At 45.2% G+C, this 21,555-nt stretch carries 7 protein-coding genes; 5 read left to right on the forward strand and 2 right to left on the reverse strand.

All coding sequences use genetic code 11. From position 1 onward, the window contains the following. Positions 1 to 90 precede the first annotated feature (90 nt). Entirely contained in the window at positions 91 to 411 is a 321-nt protein-coding gene (locus tag QUB30_RS22550) for a DUF6464 family protein (protein WP_333337751.1), read from the reverse strand. 449 nt (positions 412 to 860) lie between these two features. Further along, on the reverse strand, positions 861 to 3,338 hold the full coding sequence (gene ppsA, locus QUB30_RS22555; RefSeq protein WP_333337754.1) for a phosphoenolpyruvate synthase: 2,478 nt from the start codon (positions 3,336 to 3,338) through the stop codon (positions 861 to 863). Positions 3,339 to 3,570: 232 nt separating this feature from the next. Between ppsA and QUB30_RS22560 the strand changes: the two genes are divergently transcribed. The 5 genes from QUB30_RS22560 (at position 3,571) to QUB30_RS22580 (ending at position 21,494) form a co-directional block, all read left to right on the forward strand. After that, positions 3,571 to 3,792 carry a hypothetical protein gene (locus QUB30_RS22560; protein ID WP_333337757.1) on the forward strand — a complete coding sequence of 74 codons (222 nt, stop codon included), beginning with the start codon at positions 3,571 to 3,573 and terminating at the stop codon, positions 3,790 to 3,792. A 302-nt stretch (positions 3,793 to 4,094) separates the two neighbouring features. Further along, the gene (locus QUB30_RS22565; protein WP_333337759.1) at positions 4,095 to 10,589 is read left to right on the forward strand and encodes a PAS domain S-box protein; all 6,495 of its coding nucleotides are present in this window, start codon (positions 4,095 to 4,097) and stop codon (positions 10,587 to 10,589) included. Positions 10,590 to 10,844: 255 nt separating this feature from the next. Beyond that, positions 10,845 to 12,059 carry a response regulator gene (locus tag QUB30_RS22570; RefSeq protein WP_333337762.1) on the forward strand — a complete coding sequence of 405 codons (1,215 nt, stop codon included), beginning with the start codon at positions 10,845 to 10,847 and terminating at the stop codon, positions 12,057 to 12,059. Positions 12,060 to 12,604: 545 nt separating this feature from the next. Next, positions 12,605 to 17,626 (forward strand): PAS domain S-box protein, encoded by a 5,022-nt coding sequence (locus tag QUB30_RS22575; protein WP_333337765.1) that lies wholly within the window; start codon positions 12,605 to 12,607, stop codon positions 17,624 to 17,626. Between the two features lie 568 nt (positions 17,627 to 18,194). Further along, positions 18,195 to 21,494 (forward strand): PAS domain S-box protein, encoded by a 3,300-nt coding sequence (locus tag QUB30_RS22580; protein ID WP_333337768.1) that lies wholly within the window; start codon positions 18,195 to 18,197, stop codon positions 21,492 to 21,494. Positions 21,495 to 21,555 lie beyond the last annotated feature (61 nt).

Genomic DNA, 21,555 nt, shown 5'->3' on the forward strand with positions numbered 1-21,555 from the left:
AGCTCCAACCAAAATCCTTACACCTAAGTACATATTAACTCACGGATTATTACATCCGCAAATATGCGTACCTAGAAGCCCCCATATAAGCTATATCTTTTCACCGCTAACGTCAAGAGTTCTGGCTTGGTAGTACCGACAATCTTGACAGGGCCCAGAAGGATTGACAGCGCAGCGAATGTAATTAGAGCGGGCGTTGTACTCGCAAGTGATATCCCCGATCGGATAACCGAGGCCTTCTATGTAGGTGCGATCGGCAGTTGGTAGTTGAGTTCGCAGGGGTCTATTCGCTACCGCCAGCCTAGCCGCTGCAATTCTATCGCGGGCTTGGCTCTCGGCAGAGCGCATCACCCACAAAGACACCAGCGACGGAACTAAACCTATGGAAATAATTAGGAGAGCAGTTAGCACTTTGTCAGAGCTTATGTGGAGAATATTTGTTTTAATTTAGGCGATCGGCAACAGAAAATTATCTCCGAAACGACGGTTTTAAATCAGAAAAGTTCCCGAGCAAGTCTCAAACTAGGCCGCCCGTGTTTTAACCGTTAGTTGGCGGGTGAGGATGGCGATCGTTGTTGGTGCCGCTTTCTTCCTAAAGCGCATCGCCAGGGCCCAAGCAAGCCAGAGAAGCAGGTATGGTGTGATATTATGTCTGCTCAATTACCCGCACTAAAATAGGTTTGTAGTGACGAGGTAAGTTCTCATAAAACTCGCTCGGAGTTCCGCCGTCACTACAAACACGAGATCGGTTATTTTACCAGACTCGATATGAGAAACCGGGTCTAATTCAAAAACAACGAAGCCAGAAGATGCCGCAGCTATTGTTTGAGAAACCCGGTTTCTATCAAAAAGCAAAACGGTTAAACCTTAGCAACCTCCCCCGCTAAATCCATCAACGAATCTGCACCTTCCAACTTAGCAACATCCAACAAAGTCTTCAAAACCGAATCAGGATTCAAACTAATCGAATCAATTCCCAACTCAACCAAGAAGCGAGCAAACTCAGGATAATCGCTGGGCGCTTGACCGCAAATCCCTATCTTGCGATCGTACTTTTTCGCCGCTTTAATGGCAATTTCTACCATTCGCTTCACAGCTTCATTCCGTTCGTCAAAGATGTGCGCGACTAAAGCAGAATCCCGGTCTAACCCCAATGTTAGCTGAGTTAGATCGTTAGAGCCGATCGAGAATCCGTCAAAAACTTGCGCGAATTCGTCAGCAAATATCACATTGCTAGGCAACTCGCACATCACATACACTTGCAAGCCGTTTTCGCCCTTGACTAAACCGTGTTTTGCCATCTCGGCCAACACTTTTCGCCCTTCATCCGGGGTGCGGCAAAATGGAATCATCGGAATCACATTTGTCAAGCCCATTTCGTCGCGAACTCGCTTCAGGGCTTTGCATTCCAAAGCGTAAGCTTCGCGGTAATTCGGGTCGTAATAGCGAGATGCGCCGCGCCACCCGATCATCGGATTTTCTTCCTTGGGCTCAAATTGCCGCCCTCCCAAAAGATTAGCGTATTCGTTGCTCTTGAAATCGCTCATCCGCACGATGACTGGATTTGGATAAAATGCGGCGGCAATTGTGGCAATTCCGTGGGCTAGTTTGTCGGTGAAAAAATCGGGTTTGTGTTGGTAAAGTGCTGTCAGTTCTGCAATCTCTTCCTTGACTGATTCATCTACCAATTCGTCAAAGTGAATCAGTGCTAGCGGGTGTGCTTTAATGTGATTGGCAATGATGAATTCCAGCCGCGCCAAGCCTACGCCGTCGCACGGAATTGCTGATAAACCAAAGGCTTCTTCTGGATTCCCGACATTCATTAAAATTTGAGTCCGGGTGCGGGGTAAATTCTCGATCGCAGTTTCTTGAATTTCAAAAGGCAGCAAACCTGCATAAACTTTGCCTTCGTCTCCTTCCGAACAAGAAACCGTGATTTCTTGCCCGTTTTGCAAGATTTGGGTTGCCTCGCCGGTGCCGACAATGGCGGGAATTCCCATTTCTCGGGCGATAATCGCGGCGTGACAAGTGCGGCCGCCGGAATTGGTGACGATCGCGCTGGCTTTTTTCATAATCGGTTCCCAATCCGGGTCGGTTTTGTTGGTGACAAGAACTTCTCCTGATTGAAATTCAGCGATTCTGTGAACGTCTAAAATCACGCGGGCTTTGCCTTGTCCGATTGATTCGCCAACGGCGCGTCCTTTTGCTAAAACTGAACTGGTTCCTTGCAATTTGTAGTTGCGCAAAACTGTAGCCGACTTTTGAGATTGTACTGTTTCGGGTCGCGCTTGGACGATAAACAATTCGCCAGTATTGCCGTCTTTTGCCCACTCAATGTCCATCGGGGTATAAGTTCCGCGCACTTTAGAGTAGTGTTCTTCGATGAGGACTGCCCATTTTGCTAGTTGCAGAATTTCATCATCTTGTATGGCAAATTTATTTTTTTCTGCTGCTATGACGGAGACATTTTTGGTGTATTTAGAACCGCCGATATCGTACACCATTTTGAGTGTTTTGCTGCCGAGGCGTTTGTCTAAAATCGGGCGAAAACCTTGTTTTAATGTTGGTTTAAAAACGAAGTATTCGTCGGGGTTGACCGCGCCTTGGACGACGTTTTCGCCTAATCCGTAGGCGGCGGTGACTAATACGGCGTTTTTGAATCCGGTTTCGGTGTCGATGCTGAACATGACGCCGGAGGATGCTAAGTCCGATCGCACCATTTTTTGGACGCCGACTGATAGGGCGACTTCAAAGTGGTCGAATCCCCGCTGGTGGCGGTAGGAAATCGCGCGATCGGTGAATGTGGAAGCAAAGCATTTGTGACAGCATTCGAGCACGCCAGCGCAAGCTTGGACGTTGAGGTAGGTTTCTTGCTGTCCGGCGAAACTGGCGTCTGGTAAGTCTTCGGCGGTGGCGGAGGAACGCACTGCTACGTCTGTACTGTCGCCGTAGCGATCGCACAATTTCTCGTAAGCATCTGCGATCGCCGCTTGCAGTTCTCGCGGAAACGGCGTATCCAGAATTAGTGCCCGCGCTTGCTTGCCTTTTTGTCGCAGGTTCTGCAGATCTTCTACGTCTAAATCAGCAAAAATTTCGCGCAATTTAGCTTCTAAACCCGCCGACTCGATGAAGTAGCGGTAAGCGTGTGCTGTAGTTGCAAATCCGCTGGGAACTCTGACTCCTCGGGCGGTTAACTGTTGAATCATTTCGCCTAAAGAAGCATTTTTCCCGCCTACTAATGGGATGTCGGCGATGCCGACTTCATCAAACCACAATACTAAGGATTTTTCTTTGGGAATTAAAACTTGTTTTTCGGGAATTGCTAATTTTTCTAGCATGGCTTTTTTCCTCTCTACTTCAGAGCAGTTAGATACCTAGATAGTAAATAAATTACTGTCTGTTTTTAAATCTTGTTTTATTGCGAAAAATATCTAATGTTTTCCGAGGCTGTCTTTAGCAGACTTTTGATCCCCTCTATTTAAAGAGTATCACTTTTTGGGTAAATAGCAAGAGCTGTGGAAAAATTTTATTTGATTGCAAAAAGTAAAGAAATTGCACTAAGGAGTTTCTGTGAGCTATCATAAAAGAACTGGTAAAAATGTAAATATCGAAGACAGTTCCCACCGCTTTTTTGGCGCTGAGCGCGCAGTCGTGCGGGGATACGGCTCGGATGGTGTTGGTATCGCAATCGAAGGGCAACAAAGAATGGGTTGCGATCGGTTTTTCGGTAGACCCCGCCCAAAAACCGATACTTGCTTTCCGACAGGAGTCGTGAGCCGACCAAAATTTTAAACCCTAGTTGAAGCTGCCACATTCATCTGTGGAGTAAATCTCAAATCTACTCAGACGGGCGATCGCCAAAAAAAACACAACGCCCAGCAGCTTTGTTTTCTCAAGCAACGGATCTTCTCAAAACCGTAAAAGTTTTATTTCCGATCGGGTTAACCTACTTAGAGCAAAAACACAGTCGCAGAGAGTGCATTGTAGTTGTTAAATCCGAGATATTTAACTTTTTTCTGCTGTATGTTGGGGCATTCAATTATTTATATGCTATAATAGCTAACTCGACTGCCTTATGACAAATAGCAAGGTATATGATATCAGTTTTGAGCCCAACCGTAAAGCGAAACGGCTTTAAAGTTCTCCTGGTTGAAGACAATCAAGCCGAAGCCGATTTGATCGAAGAACTCTTATTAGAAAAAAATGTCAGTCGAGAAGAACCCCACAAACTGTCAGTACGCTGTACAGACCGTCTCAGCAAAGCGCAGCAACTTTTGAGCGACGAAGATTTTGATGTGATTTTACTAGACCTTTCGCTGCCCGACAGCCAAGACTTAAGTACAATTGTCAAAATGCAAGAATACAGCCTAAATACTCCGATCGTTGTACTGACGGGCCGCAACGATGAAGAACTCGCCTTGCAGTCAATCCAAGCAGGAGCTCAGGATTATCTAGTCAAGCGAAAAATCGACAGCGAAGTGTTAATGCGATCGCTCCGCTACGCAGTCGAGCGGCAGTACAATCAAGAAGCTTTGCGCACAAGCGAAGAAAAATATCGCTCGGTTGTCGAGAATTCCCTCGTCGGAATTGCCATTATTGCCCCTCCAATTTCCCCATCACAAGCCGAAAACTGCGAGTGGTTGGAAGTTAACGATGCTTTGTGCGATTTGCTGGGATACGAGCGCAAAGAACTTTTGCACGGAAAGTGGGAGCAGTGGGGTTTTCCTGATGACTTGCCTGCCAGTTTAGAACAGTTAAATAAAATTTTGGCAGGGGAGAGCGAAGGCTATGTTTTAGACCAAAGGTGGCGCAAAAAAGACGGAGAAATAGTTTACACTCGAGTTTCCCTGCGCTGTATTCGCGGCCGGGACGGCTCGATCGAGCGGATGATTAAAGTAATCTTGGATGTCAGCGATCGCTATCATTACGAACACAAATTAAAAACATCAGAAGAGTTTTTCAAGCACACGATTAATGCTACTCCCGACCCAATTTTTGTCAAAGACGAGCAGCATCGCTGGATCGTATTAAACGACGCTTTCTGCGAGTTAATGGGAAAACCGCGACAAGAACTGATCGGTAAGTCGGGATACGAATTTTTGTCACCAGCAAAAGCCCAAAGATTTTGGAAAAAAGACGAAGAGGTATTCAGAACTGGCATCGCTGAAGAAACGGAAGAAAAATTTACAGACAGTGCCGGAAAAAAACGCATCATTTCGATCAAGAAAAGTGTATTTAAAGCAACAGACAACAGTAAAATGTTAGTCGGGACAATTCGAGATGTCACCGAGTACAAACGGCAACAATTAGCTTTGAAAGAGAGCGAAGCTAAATTTCAAAAAATGGCAGCCAACGTGCCGGGAATGATTTATCAATTCCGCGTCGAGCCCGGGGGGAGAAAGTATTTTACTTACGTTTCTTCTGGCAGCAAAAACCTTTACCAGTTAGAAGCGAAAGATATAGAAAAAAGGAAAAATTTTGCTTATGAAACAATTCATCCAGATGACCTCACAGGCTTTGAAAAATCGATAAAAATTTCAGCAAGGACTCTGCAACCTTGGCAGCACCAGTGGCGGCAAATTATCCAGGGCAAAGTGAAGTGGCTGCAAGGTGCCTCGAAGCCAGAAAAGCAAGCCAACGGCGATATAGTTTGGGACGGTTTGGTGATCGATGTCACCGAATTAAAACACACCCAACAAGACCGCGATAGATTTTTTAATATCTCGCTGGATTTACTTTGCATTGCAGGTTTTGACGGCTATTTCAAACGCTTAAACCCGGCTTGGTCTACTGTATTAGGTTACAGCAGCGATGAAATGTTAGCCCAACCTTTTGTCGAATTCGTGCATCCAGAAGACAGAAAAACCTGTTTGAACCAATTAGAATCCCTCAAAAACGGCCGTTCAATTGTCAACGTAAAACTCCGCTATCTTTGCCGAGATGGCAATTATAAATGGCTGTCGTGGACGGCCTCGCCGTTTGCAGAAGAAGGTTTGATTTATGCAGTTGCTCGCGACGTTACATTGAACAAGCAAGCTGAAGCTGAATTGCGCAAGAGTGAAGCCACCAATCGCGCTCTTTTAAATGCGATACCAGACATGATATTTCGCTGTCTGGCAGACGGCACTTTTGTAGACTTCAAACCAGCTAAAGATTTCCAGAATATCCTACATCAAAAAAGTGTAATTGGCAAAAAAGCACAAGATATATTGCCGCCTGCTTTTGTGGAAAAAATCTTATCTGGCAATCAACAAGCGATCGACACGGCAGAAATTCAAGTTTTAGAATATCAAATGCCAGTTAATGGTGAACTTTACGATTTTGAAGCGAGAATTGTCTTCTGCACGGATGACGAAATTATCGCGATCGTCCGCGACATCACTCAACGCAAACGATCCGAGTCCGTACTCCAGAGGCAAGCAGCAGCAATGGCAGCCGCTTCCGAAGGTATCGCCATACTCGATGCCGGCGGAGACGTGATTTATTGCAACGCAGCCCGACTAAAAATCTACGGTTACGACTCTCTCGAAGAAATCTTAGGCAAAAGTTGGACAATCTTCTACGAAGGTGCAGAAGCGCAAAGATTTGAGCAAGAAGTTGTGCCAGCTTTAGTGCAGAAAGGTTGTTACAGCACCGAAGCAGTAGGATGCCGCCGCGACGGCTCGAAAGTCCCTATAGATCTCTCCCTGACAATGCTGCCAGACGGGGAAATCATTTGCATTGTTCGCGATATTTCCCAAAGAAAACAAACAGAAGCAGCACTGCGAGAAAGCCAGCGGTTAACTCAACAAATTGCTGGGGCAAGTCCTAATATGTTGTATGTTTACGACTTAATAGAACAAAAAAATATCTATGCAAATGCTTCTCTATACCACATTCTCGGCTATACAGTAGAGGAGATTCAGGCAATCGGGCCGTGGATGATTTCAACTTTAATCCACCCGGAAGATGCAATCAAAATACCTGATTATTTACAGCAAGTCGAAACGGGAACGGAAGGGGATATATTTGAAATTGAATACCGAATCAGGCACAAGGATGGTTCTTGGCGCTGGATTGTGAGCCGAGATACTGTATTTGCGAAAACAGCAGACGGGAAGTTAAAACAAATTCTCGGCACGGGAACTGATATTACAGAAAGCAAGCAAGCAGAAGATGAAATTAAGCTGTTGCTGGCAGCAACTCAAGCAATTAGTCAGTCAGCCGATTTTCACAGCGCCCTCCCAGATATCCTGCGGTTGCTGTGCAATGCGATCGGCTGGAATTTTGCGGAAGCTTGGATACCGACTGCTAACGGTACTTTTTTGGAACACAGCGAAACTTGGTACGCTACCCATCGCGATTTAGATAGGTTCGGCCGCGAAAGTAAAAAAATTAGATTCGCCGCCGGAGTGGGAGTACCGGGACGGATTTGGTCAAACCGAAATGTAGAATGGATTGAAGATATTTCTATAGCCAATAATTATCTTTTTGCTCGATCGCAAATGGCTGCCGCAGTGGGATTGAAAGGTTGTTTCGGAGTGCCAATTCGCGCTACATCAAAGGTGCTGGCAGTTTTAGTATTCTGCAAGCGCGACCGATCGATTATCGAACCGCGTATAGTAGAGTTGGTGAAGGCGGTAGCGACTCAGTTGGGTTCTCAGATTCAGCGCAAACAAGCAGAAGAAAAATTGCGCAAAAGCGAAGAACGCTGGCAGTTAGTTCTCAAAGGCAATCAAGACGGAATTTGGGATCTGAATCTTCAAACAAATGAAGCTTTTCGGTCGGCCCGCTGGCACGAAATTATCGGTTACGCAGAGGGCGAAATTGATAACAGGAACAGCGAATGGCTCGATCGCATCCATCCAGACGATCGCTTGCGAGTGCAAGCAGCAATTCAAAATTATCTCGACCGCGAAACCCCCAATTACGCCGCCGAGTACCGCTTGCGGTGCAAAGACGGCGACTACAAGTGGGTGCTCGCCCGCGCTCAAGCAGTGTGGGACGAAGCCGGAAACCCCCTGCGGATGGTGGGTTCGATGACGGATATCAGCGATCGCAAAGCAGCAGAATTAGCTTTGTGGCGGGTCACTCAAGCCGTCGAAAGTACCAGCGACGCGATCGCGATCGCCGACTTGAAAGGGCGGTCTATTTACCACAATCAAGCCTTCATTCAGCGTTACGGCTACACGGTGCAAGAACTCAACGAACTCGGCGATAGCACCCTGCTTTACGTCCGGCCTAAAAGTTACAAACAAATCTATAAAAACCTTCGTCAAGGTCGCTCTTGGTGCGGCGAAGTTGCGCTGCAAAATAAGCTTGGTGAAGCTGTTACCGCTCTGGTACGAGCAGACACTATTAAAGATATAAATGGCAATTCAATAGGGTTAATTGCAGTGATTACAGACATCACAAAACGCAAAGAATCAGAAGCTACTTTGCGCCAGCAATTAAAACGCGAACAGTTGGCAGTAGCCATGCTGGAACGTATTCGCTCTTCTCTACATTTAGAAGAAATTCTCACCAAAACAGTCGAAGAAGTGCGGCATTTTTTGCAAGTAGACCGCACAGTTATCTACCAATTCAATCCGGATTGGAGCGGGTTTATCGCTGTGGAGTCGGTGGACGCAAATACCAGACCAATTGTCGGAATGGAAATTTACGACCCGTGTTTTGGGGAAGCCTATGTTACTCTTTACCGAGACGGAAGAATTAGAGCCACAGAAGATGTTTACAATGCCGGCCTGGCCGACTGCCACTTGAGTTTGTTGACTCGGTTGGATGTGAAAGCGAATCTGGTAGTGCCGATTTTGCAAGGCGAAAACTTGTGGGGGCTGTTAATTGCCCATCACTGCACGGGCCCGCGTCCCTGGCAGCAATTGGAGGCAGAGTGCCTGAAACAATTGGGGGTGCAGTTGGCGATCGCCATTCAGCAATCGACGCTATTTGAACAAGCACAAACCGAAATTGCCGATCGAAAACTTGCAGAAGCCGCCCTGCAATTAGCCGCATTAGCCGCCGAATCCGCCAGCCGGGCTAAAAGCGACTTTCTCGCCAACATGAGCCACGAATTGCGGACGCCTTTGAACGGGATTTTAGGATACATTCAATTGCTCAAACTAGATAAGAATTTAACCGCAGATCAGCAGGACAGTCTCAACAACGTTTACCAGTGCGCCAACCACCTTCTGATGCTAATTAATGACGTTTTAGACCTTTCTAAAATCGAAGCTAGTAAAATGGAACTCTCACCGGCCAACCTGCATTTTCCCAGCTTTGTTAAAAGTATTGTTGATTTGTTCCAGATGCGATCGGCTCAAAAAGGAATTGCCTTTAATTACGAGCAGGTTTCCGGGCTGCCAGACGCCGTTTTTGCTGACGAAAAAAGGTTGCGCCAAGTTTTGATTAATTTGCTCAGCAATGCCGTTAAGTTTACTAACAGCGGCAGCGTGACATTTAAAGTCGATTATGTAGAAAATTTACCAGAAAATTATCCTGAAACCAACAGCGCCAATTCGAGTTTAACAGCGGAAGTTGCTACTCAAAGAATCTATTTGACCGCGAAGTTAGACGCGCAGCAAATGTCGATCCCGCCGCTGGAAACAAAAGAAGCGCGCGAGGTGATAACAGCAGCAAATACTGGCGATCGCGCCCCTACCGCTAAAATTCGCTTTCAAATCGAAGATACTGGCATTGGCATCGGGCAGAATAAATTAGAAGAAATATTTTTGCCTTTTCATCAAGTCGGCGATCATAACAATTTCGTCGAAGGTACCGGACTGGGACTTTCCATCAGCCAAAAATTAGTCACAATGATGGGCAGCCAAATTCGCGTCCAAAGTATCTGCGGCAAAGGCAGCTTATTTTGGTTCGATCTAGACTTGCCCGCAGTCGCCCAGTGTTCTGAACTCCCCTCGACGCAAGAAAAACGCCGGCTTGTCGGTTTTAGCGGCCGCCAGCGCAAAGTGCTAATCGTGGACGATCGCGAAGTAAATCGCGCCATGCTGCACAGGCTGCTTTCTCATTTGGGGTTTGAAATTGCACAGGCCACAGACGGCGCAGACTGCTTGCACAAAGCACAGGAATTTCTACCGGATCTAATTCTAATGGACTTGCTGATGCCCGTAATGGACGGTTGGGAAGCTACCAGGCGACTGCGACAGTTGCCGCAATTAAAAGATGCGGTTATCCTTGCTTTGTCCGCTCGCGTTTACGAGACTACCAGGCAAGAGAGCATACTTGCAGGTTGCGATAATTTTCTCACCAAGCCGATTCAAACTAACGAGCTGTTAGAATTATTGCGCCTGCATTTGAGACTAGAATGGATTTACGAAGACGGATCGGAAACCACAAAACTGAAAGCTCAAACTCCCAAAGCATCATCTGAGCTCGCTGCTGCTGACTCAACGATGGTGTCTCCTGCGTCAGAGTCACTCTTGGGCTTGTTAAGATTGGCTGCAATGGGCGATATTGAAGCTATTCTGGAGGAAACTACTAAACTCGAACATTCTGACTCGACATTAGTGCCTTTCGTTCATCACGTGCGCCAACTTGCTAAAGGATTTCAGCTCAAGCAAATTCGAGATTTTTTGAAGCAACTTTTGTCGTAAAATTGACGGTAGTTAACAGACAACTCAAAATCAGTTAAATCTCACATATTCCACCATTTTCAATAACGGGTTCTTCGACCAGTGAAGCGACAACTTAATTTCTTGTGGGGCGGTCACTCGCAGCCAGCCCCTAAAAGGGTTATTCCAAATAGAAGCATCTACGAAGCAACTTGGTTTTTAGAGATGCAGAAAATGCCTTGAATCAGATTGAAAGTCACAACTCAAAACTCAAAAAAGTGAATCTTTCCCTTGAATATGAACGATAAGAATTCCGAAAGAAGCATCATACTAATTGTGGATGACAACCAAACAAATCTCGACGTACTTTTCGAGTTGTTAAGGAATTACGGGTTTAAAGTATTAGTGGCTCTAGATGGCGAAAGTGCGATCGAGCAAATTGAATACATTCATCCAGACTTGATTCTTTTGGATATCATGATGCCGGGAATTGACGGTTTTGAAACTTGCCTGCGTTTGAAAGCAGACCCGTCAACCCAAGACATTCCCATCATATTCATGAGCGCCCTTTCCGAGACGCTTGATAAAGTAAAAGGCTTTCAGACAGGAGCCGTTGACTACATCACTAAGCCTTTCCAGCACGAAGAAGTGTTGAGCCGCATTCAAACTCATTTGACAATCCGCAGCTTACAAAAAAAACTCGAAGAAAAAAACCTCGAACTTGCCCACCTCAACCAAAACCTAGAAAGACTTGTCGAACAAAAAACAAAGCAATTGATCGACCAGGAAAAGACAGCCATCATCGGACGTTTAACCCAGGGAATGGTTCACAATCTCAAAAGTCCGCTGCAAGTGATCCAGACTAGCGTCGATTTGATTGAAACAAAAGCCACAAAAATTCAAGAAGACTCTCTCTTTAATTATACTAAGTATATTTTTCAAGCGGTCACAAAAATCAATCAGATCATGGATACTCTGATGATGAAAAGCAGAAAAGAGCAAAAGCAAGATTTGCACCCTGTGAATATCAACGATTTAGTGCAGCGAGAAATTCAGCTATTGGAAGGCAATATGTATTTTAAAAATAAGATTAGGAAAAAATACTTTTATGACGAAGAACTTCCCAGTATTCCATTAATTTATTCTTATATTTCTCAAGTATTTTATAATTTAATTAACAATGCAATGGATGCTATGTGGGAAAAGAAAAGCAGGGAACTAACTATCGTGACTCGCCAAGATGAATCGAACATATACATGGATATTGCAGATACGGGATGCGGTATATCACCTGAAGATTTGTCAAAACTTTTTGACCCTTTTTACACCTCAAAGCCGCCTAAAGGCGAGGAAAAAACCGAAGGCGAACCGACAGGAACTGGACTCGGACTTTATACCTGTATTGAACTTTTAAAACCTTTTAACGGTGAGATTGCTATTAGCAGCAAAGTCGGCAAAGGCAGCGTGTTTACAGTGGTACTGCCCAAACAGCAGAAAATTTGCTCGAATTAACTCAGTAAAATTGTGTCCGGTTAGACAACCGTAATTAAGTTCGTAATTAGGTTTGGAGTAAGAAATACAAATCTTGATTCATCCAGAAAGAGAGGACGAAAGTCCTCACTACAAACCGATTACTTAACAGTAATTATTCTAGGTTTCTAGTAAGGACTTTCGTCCGGATTCATCCTTACTCTTTTGCTTTTACCCTTGCTATTTCCCTGCCAAAGGTTGTAAATTAAAACAGAGTGGAGTTGCAATATCGGTAAGAGTATGATAATTTTGGGCCACTAGGTTTTGGCCCAGGCGGACAACTTGCAGCGAACAACTCAATTCTACAAATAAATCTGGGCGGTCTGCAAGTACCCAGCCCACCCTAAAGCCTGCGCTTTAAGTTCCCCAATAATGAGCTAGGTAACTCCATCCGCTGCTGATTTTTTTATTACTAAAAAATAGCAAAAGGATATCAGTAAAAAAAATGCCACTTTACGCAACAGCCAAACCGCGATAGTTATCAGTCATTCCAAATCTAAAATCTAAAATCTAAAATCTAAAATGGTATGACATCTGTTTTTGAGTCAACTTTAACGCCTGCTTGCTTGAAAGTTCTTTTAGTAGAGGACTGTGCAGAAGATGCAGAACTCATTCAAGAACTGCTGTCAGAGCGCCGACTAGGACAATCAATTGAGTTGACGAATGTAGTTTGCCTGCGGGAAGCGAGAGAAATTTTATGCGGCGAAATTTTTGATGTAATTTTATTAGACCTTTCACTTCCTGACAGCTCAAAATTTAATACTCTTTTCCGGCTGCAAGATTGCGGAATAAATATTCCGATCGTCATTCTGACAGCCGCCGAGGACGAAGAACTGGCCGTCGAGTTAATTGCGGCCGGTGCTCAAGATTATCTGGTGAAAAGACAAGTAGACAGCCGGCTGCTGTTGCGGACGCTCAGGTGCGCGATCGCCCGCCCTAAACAGCAAGCAGAAGGGCAAAAAAGTCAAGAAAAATACCAGCAGGTTGTTGACAATATCAAAGAAGTAGTTTTTGAAACAAATACTGCTGGCAATTGGACTTTTCTCAACCCGGCTTGGACGGAAATTACCGGATTTACCGTTGATGAAAGCTTAGGAACTTCTTGTTTGAGTTACATTCATTCTGAGGATCAATACCAATATTTAAATTCGTTTAGAGGTCGGAGAGAACATCAAGAAACATCCTGCTGCTATCAAATTCGATATCTTACCAAAAATGGCGAAATTCGCTGGGTGGAAGTGCAAGCATTTTTGATGTTGGCCTGGAACGGCGCGGTGCAGGGAACGACAGGAATTATCAACGATATTACAGATCAAATTTTAGCACTCTCAGAACTCGAAGCTAGTAAAAAGTTTTTGACTTCTACGCTCGATGCAGTTGCCGACCCAATTTTTGTCAAGGACGAACAGCACCGCTGGATACTGTTAAATGATGCTTTTTGCAAGCTGATCGGCAAGCAGCGCGAGGAACTGCTGGGCAAATCGGATTACGACTTTTTCCCAAAACAAGAAGCTGAAATTTTTTGGCAGAATGACCGACAAGTGTTTAGGACGGGGGAAGAAAACGAGAGCGAGGAAATATGTACGGACGCCAGCGGTGCAAAGCACATTCTATCTACAAAAAAAACCGTCTTTGAAAATACCGGCGGCCGTAAAATTCTCGTGGGTATAATTAGAGATATCACTCTGGATAGGCGCAAACAATTAGCCCTGAAAGAAAGCGAAGCTAGACTGCGGCAACTTGCTGCCAATTTGCCGGGAATTATTTATCAATTTCGGCTCTCAACCGACGGTAAAAAATCTTTTCCTTACATTTCTTCTGGCAGTCGCGATTTATATGAATGGGAACCAGAAAATATTCAGCAGAATCCCGAACTTATTTTTAGTTGTATTCATCCAGACGACCGCCGAAAAATAGAAGAATCCCTGGCTGTTTCTGCGGCAAATATGCAGCCCTGGCAGCAGGAATGGCGCGCGATTGTGCCGTCGGGAAAATTTAAGTGGATGCAAGGGGTTGCGAGACCGGAACGAGTTGATTGTCCTACTGAAATAGGGCCGGAAGGGGATATAGTTTGGGAAGGTATGGTGCTGGATATTACTAATTTAAAACAGACCGAAGCAGCTTTGCGGGAAAGCGAAGCAAGATTTCGATCGCTAGTTGAGAATATCCCGGGCGCTATCTGCCGCAGCTTGTACGATGCTGATTGGACGATGGTATTTATTAGCGATGAAATTGAGGCAATTAGCGGCTATGCTGCTGGGGATTTTATTTACAACAACCGCTTGAGTTTTGCGAGCATTGTCCACGAGGCAGACAAGGAAATGGTCGATCGACAAGTCAGCGCAGCGGTAGAGTCGAGACAGCCGTACAATCTAGAATACCGGATTGTTCGCGCTGACGGCGCGGTGCGGTGGATGTCCGAAAGAGGCAGGCCGACTTACAATCTAGAAGGGTTGGTTCTGTGGCTCGACGGAGCGATTTTTGATATTACCGATCGCAAACAAGCCGAACTGACTCTGTGCCTGGTAACTCAAGCTGTAAACAGCGCTAGCGACGCGATCGCGATCGCAGATTTGGACGGCTGTTCAATTTATCACAATCAAGCATTTATTCAGCGCTACGGCTATACAGTTGATGAACTAAATAATGCCGGCGGCCCAGCAGTAATGTACGCCAAATCTCAAGATTTGAGAAAGTTATTTAGGCTGCTGCGGAAAGGTTTATCCTGGAGCACTGAAATTGAACTCAAGGCTAAAAATGGCGAAATTCAAGAAACTCAATTGCGAGCTGACTGCATTAAAGATAGCGCCAGTCAACCAATAGGAATGATGGCGATAATTGCCGACCTCACAGAACTAAAACGCGCCGAATCGGCATTAAAACTCAGTCAAGAGCGTTTGCTGTTGGCGGTTTCAGGCAGCTCTTTGGGGCTGTGGGATTGGAATATAGCTACGGGCGAAACTTATTTTGACCCGCATTGGAAATCAATGCTAGGTTACGAAGAAACTGAAATTGAAAATCACATCCAAGGTTTGGAAAGTTTGCTGCATCCCGAAGACCGACCGAAGGTAATGGAATCTTTAAATTCCTATTGGGAAGGTAGCACCGATATCTATGAAGTTGAATTTCGGCTGCTCAACAAAGCGGGAAATTGGCAGTGGATTATGGCGATGGGCAAGGTAGTCGAGTACGACGAATGGGGTGGGCCGTTGCGGATGACAGGCACTCACAAAGATATCAGCGCCCGCGTTGCAGCAGAAGCCGAAAAAACTCAGTTGATCGCATCTCTGCAACTACTTGCCGAACAGTTGCAAGAAGCACAAAAAATTGCCCGCATCGGCAATTGGGAATTCGATATTGAGGCAGAATTTATTACTTGGTCTGAGGAAATGTTTCGAGTTTACGGTCGAAAATTGAATCGGCCGCCGACAATGGAAGAACTTTTTGAGCAAATTCATCCCGATGACAAAGAAAGATTTAGAGAAGTTGTGCAACAGGTAGTGACTGAAGGGACAGCTTACGATATCGACCACCGCATCTATTTTCCATCAGGAGAAATCAGGCACGTTAACGGTAAAGGACAAGCTGTTAAAAATGAGCTTGGTCAGGTAGTGCGGCTGTTTGGCACGGCAATGGACATTACCAATCGCAAAAAAGCAGAAATTGCTTTGCAAGAAAGCGAACATCGATTTCGAGCTGTCTTTGAACAAGCGGCGATCGGCATTGTTAAAGTGTGGCGCGACGGTCAATTTTTGAATGCAAATCAAGGCTTTTGCAATATTGTCGGATACTCACAATTGGAACTAAAAACGCGAAATATTGGGGATATTTCTCACCCGGAAGATGTCGCAGCAGATGTCGAGTCGCGCGACAGACTGTTAGCTGGGGAAATTTTGAATTATTCAATTGAGAAACGCTTTGTTCGCAAAGACGGTTCATTTGTTTGGACTAATATGACTGTATCTTTAGTGCGGGATGCGTTTGGGGAACCGAACTATGTAATTGCTGTGATTGAAGATATTAGCGCTCGCAAACTTGCCGAGGCTATCTTGCGCCAGCAATTAAAGCGAGAACGTCTGGTGGTAGGGATGCTGGAACGTATTCGCTCTTCTCTCAATTTAAAAGAAATCTTGACCAAAGCTGTTGCTGAAGTACGGCAATTTTTGCAAACAGACAGGACAATTATTTATCGATTTAATCCCGATTGGAGCGGTTTTGTAACTGTCGAGTCGGTGGGCCAAAATTGGCTGTCTGTTGGGGGAATAACTATTAATGATTCCTGGTTTGAAAACAGCTATGCTTCTGCTTGCGAACAGGGTCGCACTGTAGCTGTAGATGATATTTACAAAGCCGGTCTTTCCCAGTGCTACATTAATTTATTAAGTCAATTTCAGGTACGAGCTAATTTGGTAGTGCCGATTTTGCAAGGCGAGAAGTTGTGGGGGCTATTGATTGCCCACGAGTGCGCGGGCCGCCGTCGCTGGCTAGAAATTGAGGTCGAGTGTCTCAAACAAATTAGCGTGCAGTTGGCGATCGCGATCCAGCAATCGATGCTGTTTGAGCAAGCACAAATTGAAATTGCAGATCGCAAACAAGCCGAGTCAGCTTTGCAGGAATCGGAAGCCCGAGAACGTTCAAAAGCGCTAGAGTTAGAAGCAGCTATTAACAAACTCAGAACCACTCAAGCTCAGCTTGTTCAGAATGAAAAAATGGTGAGTTTGGGTCAGTTAGTTGCTGGTGTCGCTCACGAAATTAATAACCCCGTCAGCTTTATTCACGGCAATCTCAGTCCGGCTCGCAATTACACTTTAGATTTGCTGGAATTGATTAAAGTTTACCAGCATTACTGCCCTCATCCTCCGGCCCAAGTCTGGGATAAAATTAATGAAATAGACTTGGATTATATTGCTGAGGATTTCCCGAAATTGTTTAATTCGATGCAAGTAGGAACCGAGCGAATTGTCGAGATAGTGAAATCATTGCGCAACTTTTCCCGCTTGGACGAGTCCGCTGGCAAATCGGTCAACATTCACGAGGGAATTGATAGCACTTTGATGATTTTGCAAAATCGGTTAAAATCTCACAGCAGCCATCCGGGGATTAAGATAATTAAAGATTACCAACTATTACCGCAAATTGAATGTTTTCCCGGCGAGTTGAATCAGGTATTTATGAATATTTTGATTAATGCGATCGATGCTTTGGAAGAACGGGACAAGCAGCGTCCGATCGAGGAGTGCGACCGACATCCCAGCACGATAGTTATTCGCAGTTATCAGGCTGCTGCGGGCTTCGTAACGGTATCTATTGCGGACAACGGGCGGGGGATACCGGAGCCGGTGCTATCGAGGCTGTTTGACCCGTTTTTCACCACTAAACCTGTGGGCAAGGGGACGGGTTTGGGACTGTCGATTTCTCACTCGATTATAGTCGATCGACACGGCGGACGATTGAGCTGTATTTCGACACCCGGAGAGGGAGCGGAGTTTTTGATTGAAATTCCAGTGCGATCGAATTTAACTGGTACGAACTCAAATTTGGGGGGATAACACCGTTTTCGATTTTCGATTCGGAATGACTGATGATGATCATGGTTTGGAGTACGGGCCGGCAGTTCCATTATTTTTTTATGCTAGAGCAATCCTCGCATCATTTGTAAATTTCTTACTCCCTCCCCGAACCCGCGGGGAGGGTTGGGGTGGGGTAAAAAAATTACGACTCCTGCAAGGATTGCTATATAAACTAGCACTTGGTAAGGGGTAATTGAGAATCGGTAATGGGTAATTGATAATTGGCAAGAAAGTTAAGAACAATCTATGACCCCTAGGGTGCGCCACAACCCCCAGAGAAAATTCAGGGATTTTTATCAAAATTCATCGGCGTTTAATGTAATCAGCGCGCACTCTATATTGAGCCATTGCGAAAAAGTTTTGTGGCGCTTGCACGAGTCTATTTATGTGCGCGGTGCTGCGTTTATTCTGCGCGATTTATGTGACGCTTGCACAAATCAATCTCACCTTGATATATTAGTTGGGGAAATCTGAGATTTTTTGATAGTTAATTGCGACGTATAATAACAATAAAAATAGTAACTGTCAACTTACGATTTGTAAATTTATGACCCGTTCTACAAGTGAAACTCAACAGCCCAAACAAGCGCCGATCGCCACTTTCTCCGGTGCGACCGAAAATTGCTGGCGCGACTGGGCAGATCGCATCCCAGTAATGCTGTGGATTGCAGATGCAGAGAGCGGTTGCAATTACTTTAATTTCCAGTGGACAGAATTTACTGGGCTGACTGAAGAACAAATTTCTGCTGAGGGTTGGACGGCAAACATTCATCCTGACGATTTAGAATCTTGGGAACAAATGTATCGGAATGCTTGGAATTTAAACTCTAAATTTAAGCGAGAATATCGGCTAAAAAGAGCTGACGGGGAGTATCGGTGGATCGAGGAAACAGCAGTTCCTAAATTGACGCCAGCAGGTGAATTTCAAGGATTTATCGGCACGGCGACAGATATCAGCGATCGCAAAACAGCCGAAATCGCCCTGCAACACTCACATAAAATTGTAGAAGCGAACTTAAATCGGTTTGACTTAGCAGTCAGGGCCTCTTTTGACGGCATTTGGGATGCGCCGATTGTTTCGGAAGACGTGTTTAACCCGCAAAATCCGGTGTATTGGTCGCCCCGCTTTAAAGAATTGCTCGGTTATGAAAGCAGCGAGTTTGAAAATGTTTTAGGTAGCTGGATAGCGCGAACTCATCCAGAAGATATCGATCGGGTATTTGCAGCAATATCCGCGCACTTAGAACAAAGAATCCCTTTCAAAGATATAGAATATCGGATGCAAAAAAAAAGTGGCGAATACATTTGGGTAGCAGCTCGCGGACAAGCAATTTGGCACGATAGTGGCACGCCGCTGAGATTCGCCGGTTCTATTCGAGACATTAGCGATCGCAAAAAAGTACAAGAACAACTCCGATCTCAAGAACAATTTTTGCGCAGTATTTATGACGGTATTGACCAAATAATTTTTGCGATCGATGCAGACACTGACGGCGAATTTCGGTATGCCGGTTTGAACCCTCTCGGCAAGCGAATTCTGGGCATCGGGGACGATAGCGAGTGGTGTGGCAAAACTCCCGAAGCTGTATTTGGCGAGAAAGTCGGAACCATGCTGCGGCAAACTTATATCAGTTGCGCGCGATCGCAAAATTCCGTTACTTCCGAACAATGCTTGCAGTTCCAAGGAGCAGATACTTGGTGGCTAGTTACCCTAACTCCGCTGCGGGACGAAGCAGGCAGAATCTATCGAATTATCGGCAACTCCAAAGAAGTTACCGAGCGCAAAAAAGCCGCAGACGAACTATTAGAATACCAGCGAAAACTCGAAGAAAATCAAAGAATTGCTCATATCGGTAACTGGGAATTCGACCTCATTACTGGCGAGATTACTTGGTCGGATGAATTGAAAAGAATTTTTGCTTTACAACCAGAAGAGCCAACACCAAGTTATGCAGATTTTTTGCAAAAACTTCATCCCAACGATAGAAAACGCTTTCAAAAAACTATAAAGCAAGCGATCGCGTGCCGCCAACCCTACGAAGTTGACCACCGCATTTACCGTTCCAACGGAGAAATGAGATATCTGATCGGTTGGGGGCAAGTCTTGCAAAACCAGCAAGGCGAAGTCGTAAAATTATTCGGAGCTGCGATCGATATTACCGATCGCAAACAAGCAGAATTGGAACTGCAAGTCAGCCAAAAACGCCTCCGCGCCGTTGTCAACAATGCACCCATAGTTTTATACTGCATTGACCGCTACGGCATATTTACGCTTTCTGAAGGAAAAGGCTTAGAACCTTTAGGATTTAAGCCCGGACAAGTAGTTGGCTTATCAGTGTACGAATGCTACAAAGATTATCCCGAAATTATTGAAAATATTAACTTTATCTTAGCAGGCGAGGAAAGAATTTGGTCTTCTGAATTCAAAGGTCACATTCATGAAAATCGCGCGACACCAATATTAGATGAAAAAGGACAAGTTGCAGGATTAATTGCTGTTTCCATTGACATTACAGAGAGGGCGCGGGTTGAAGAAGCTCTGAGACAAAGCGAAGCAAAGCTGCGCCTAATTCTCGAAAATATGCCAGTAATGCTGAGCGCTGTTGATGCCGAGCGCAATATCATAGTCTGGAACCGAGAATCTGAACGAGTCCTGGGTTACAGCACCGCAGAACTTGTCGGCAACCAGCAAGCAATACAACTGCTCATGCCTGATGTTAACTACCGTCAAAAAATCTTTAGAAAAGTTGTAGAGTTCGGTCATAACTTTCGAGATTTAGAAGTAGAAATTCAGGCTGCTGACGGCAGCGTCAAAACAATTGCTTGGTCGAATGTTTCTGCTGATTATTCCGTTCCAGGGTGGGATTTTTGGGGAATCGGTGTCGATGTTACGGAGCGAACCGCAGCAGAATTGGCGCTGCGAGAATCGGAAGCGCAACTCAGAGAACAAGCAGCGCAATTAGAAATAGCTTATCACGCGCTTACCCATACTCAAGCGCAGCTAGTGCAAAGCGAAAAAATGTCTTCTTTGGGTCAATTAGTTGCGGGAGTTGCTCACGAAATTAACAATCCTGTCAGCTTTATCTTTGGCAATATCAGCTATGCCAAAGGTTACACAAATGATTTGTTGAGGCTTCTCGAACTTTACCGCGCAGCGTACCCAGAACCCACGACAGAAATTCAGGCAGAACTTGAGGAAATTGAGCTAGAGTTTATTCAAGAAGATTTGCCGAACCTGCTGGATTCAATGGCAGTTGGAGCCGATCGCATTCAGGAGATTGTCAAGTGTTTGCGCACTTTTTCGCGTCTGGACGAAGCAGCTTTTAAGGCTGTGAATTTGCACGAAGGAATTGACAGCACTTTGATGATTATTGCTCACCGTTTGAAGCCGCAAGGAAATAAACCCGCTATTTCACTAATTAAAGAGTACGGCAATTTACCGCAAGTTGAATGTTACTCTGGTCAATTGAACCAAGTGTTTATGAATTTGTTGATTAATGCGATCGATGCTGTAGAAGAAAGGGAAAGAAGTTTCCAACCTGCCGGGGATAGCTCGCCCGTTCCTACAATTAAGATTCGCACGGAAGTTGTGGAGGGCGAACGGGTAAAAATTGCGATCGCCGACAGCGGTACCGGCATTCCCGAGTCCATGCAGCAGCGCTTGTTCGACCCGTTTTTTACCACGAAACCCGTCGGCAAAGGAACGGGATTGGGATTGGCTATTAGTTACGAAATTGTCGTTAAAAAACATCAAGGAAAATTGCTGTGCAATTCAGAATTAGGCATTGGTACGGAGTTTGTCATCGAAATACCAATCCGCCAATTGCAAGCCGAAGAAAACTTGTGAGTTATAAGTTGCTCTCGTGTCTGGTAAAATAACTATTATAACGTTTGTAGTGACCGCAGAC

This window comes from Microcoleus sp. BROC3, from assembly GCF_036702515.1.
Classification (GTDB): Bacteria; Cyanobacteriota; Cyanobacteriia; order Cyanobacteriales; family Microcoleaceae; genus Microcoleus.

Excerpts from the sequence above, each read along its gene's own strand:
- ppsA (WP_333337754.1), bottom strand. The coding sequence starts at position 3,338 with ATGCTAGAAAAATTAGCAATTCCCGAAAAACAAGTTTTAATTCCCAAA.
- QUB30_RS22565 (WP_333337759.1), top strand. The coding sequence starts at position 4,095 with ATGATATCAGTTTTGAGCCCAACCGTAAAGCGAAACGGCTTTAAAGTT.
- QUB30_RS22570 (WP_333337762.1), top strand. The coding sequence starts at position 10,845 with ATGAACGATAAGAATTCCGAAAGAAGCATCATACTAATTGTGGATGAC.
- QUB30_RS22575 (WP_333337765.1), top strand. The coding sequence starts at position 12,605 with ATGACATCTGTTTTTGAGTCAACTTTAACGCCTGCTTGCTTGAAAGTT.
- QUB30_RS22580 (WP_333337768.1), top strand. The coding sequence starts at position 18,195 with ATGACCCGTTCTACAAGTGAAACTCAACAGCCCAAACAAGCGCCGATC.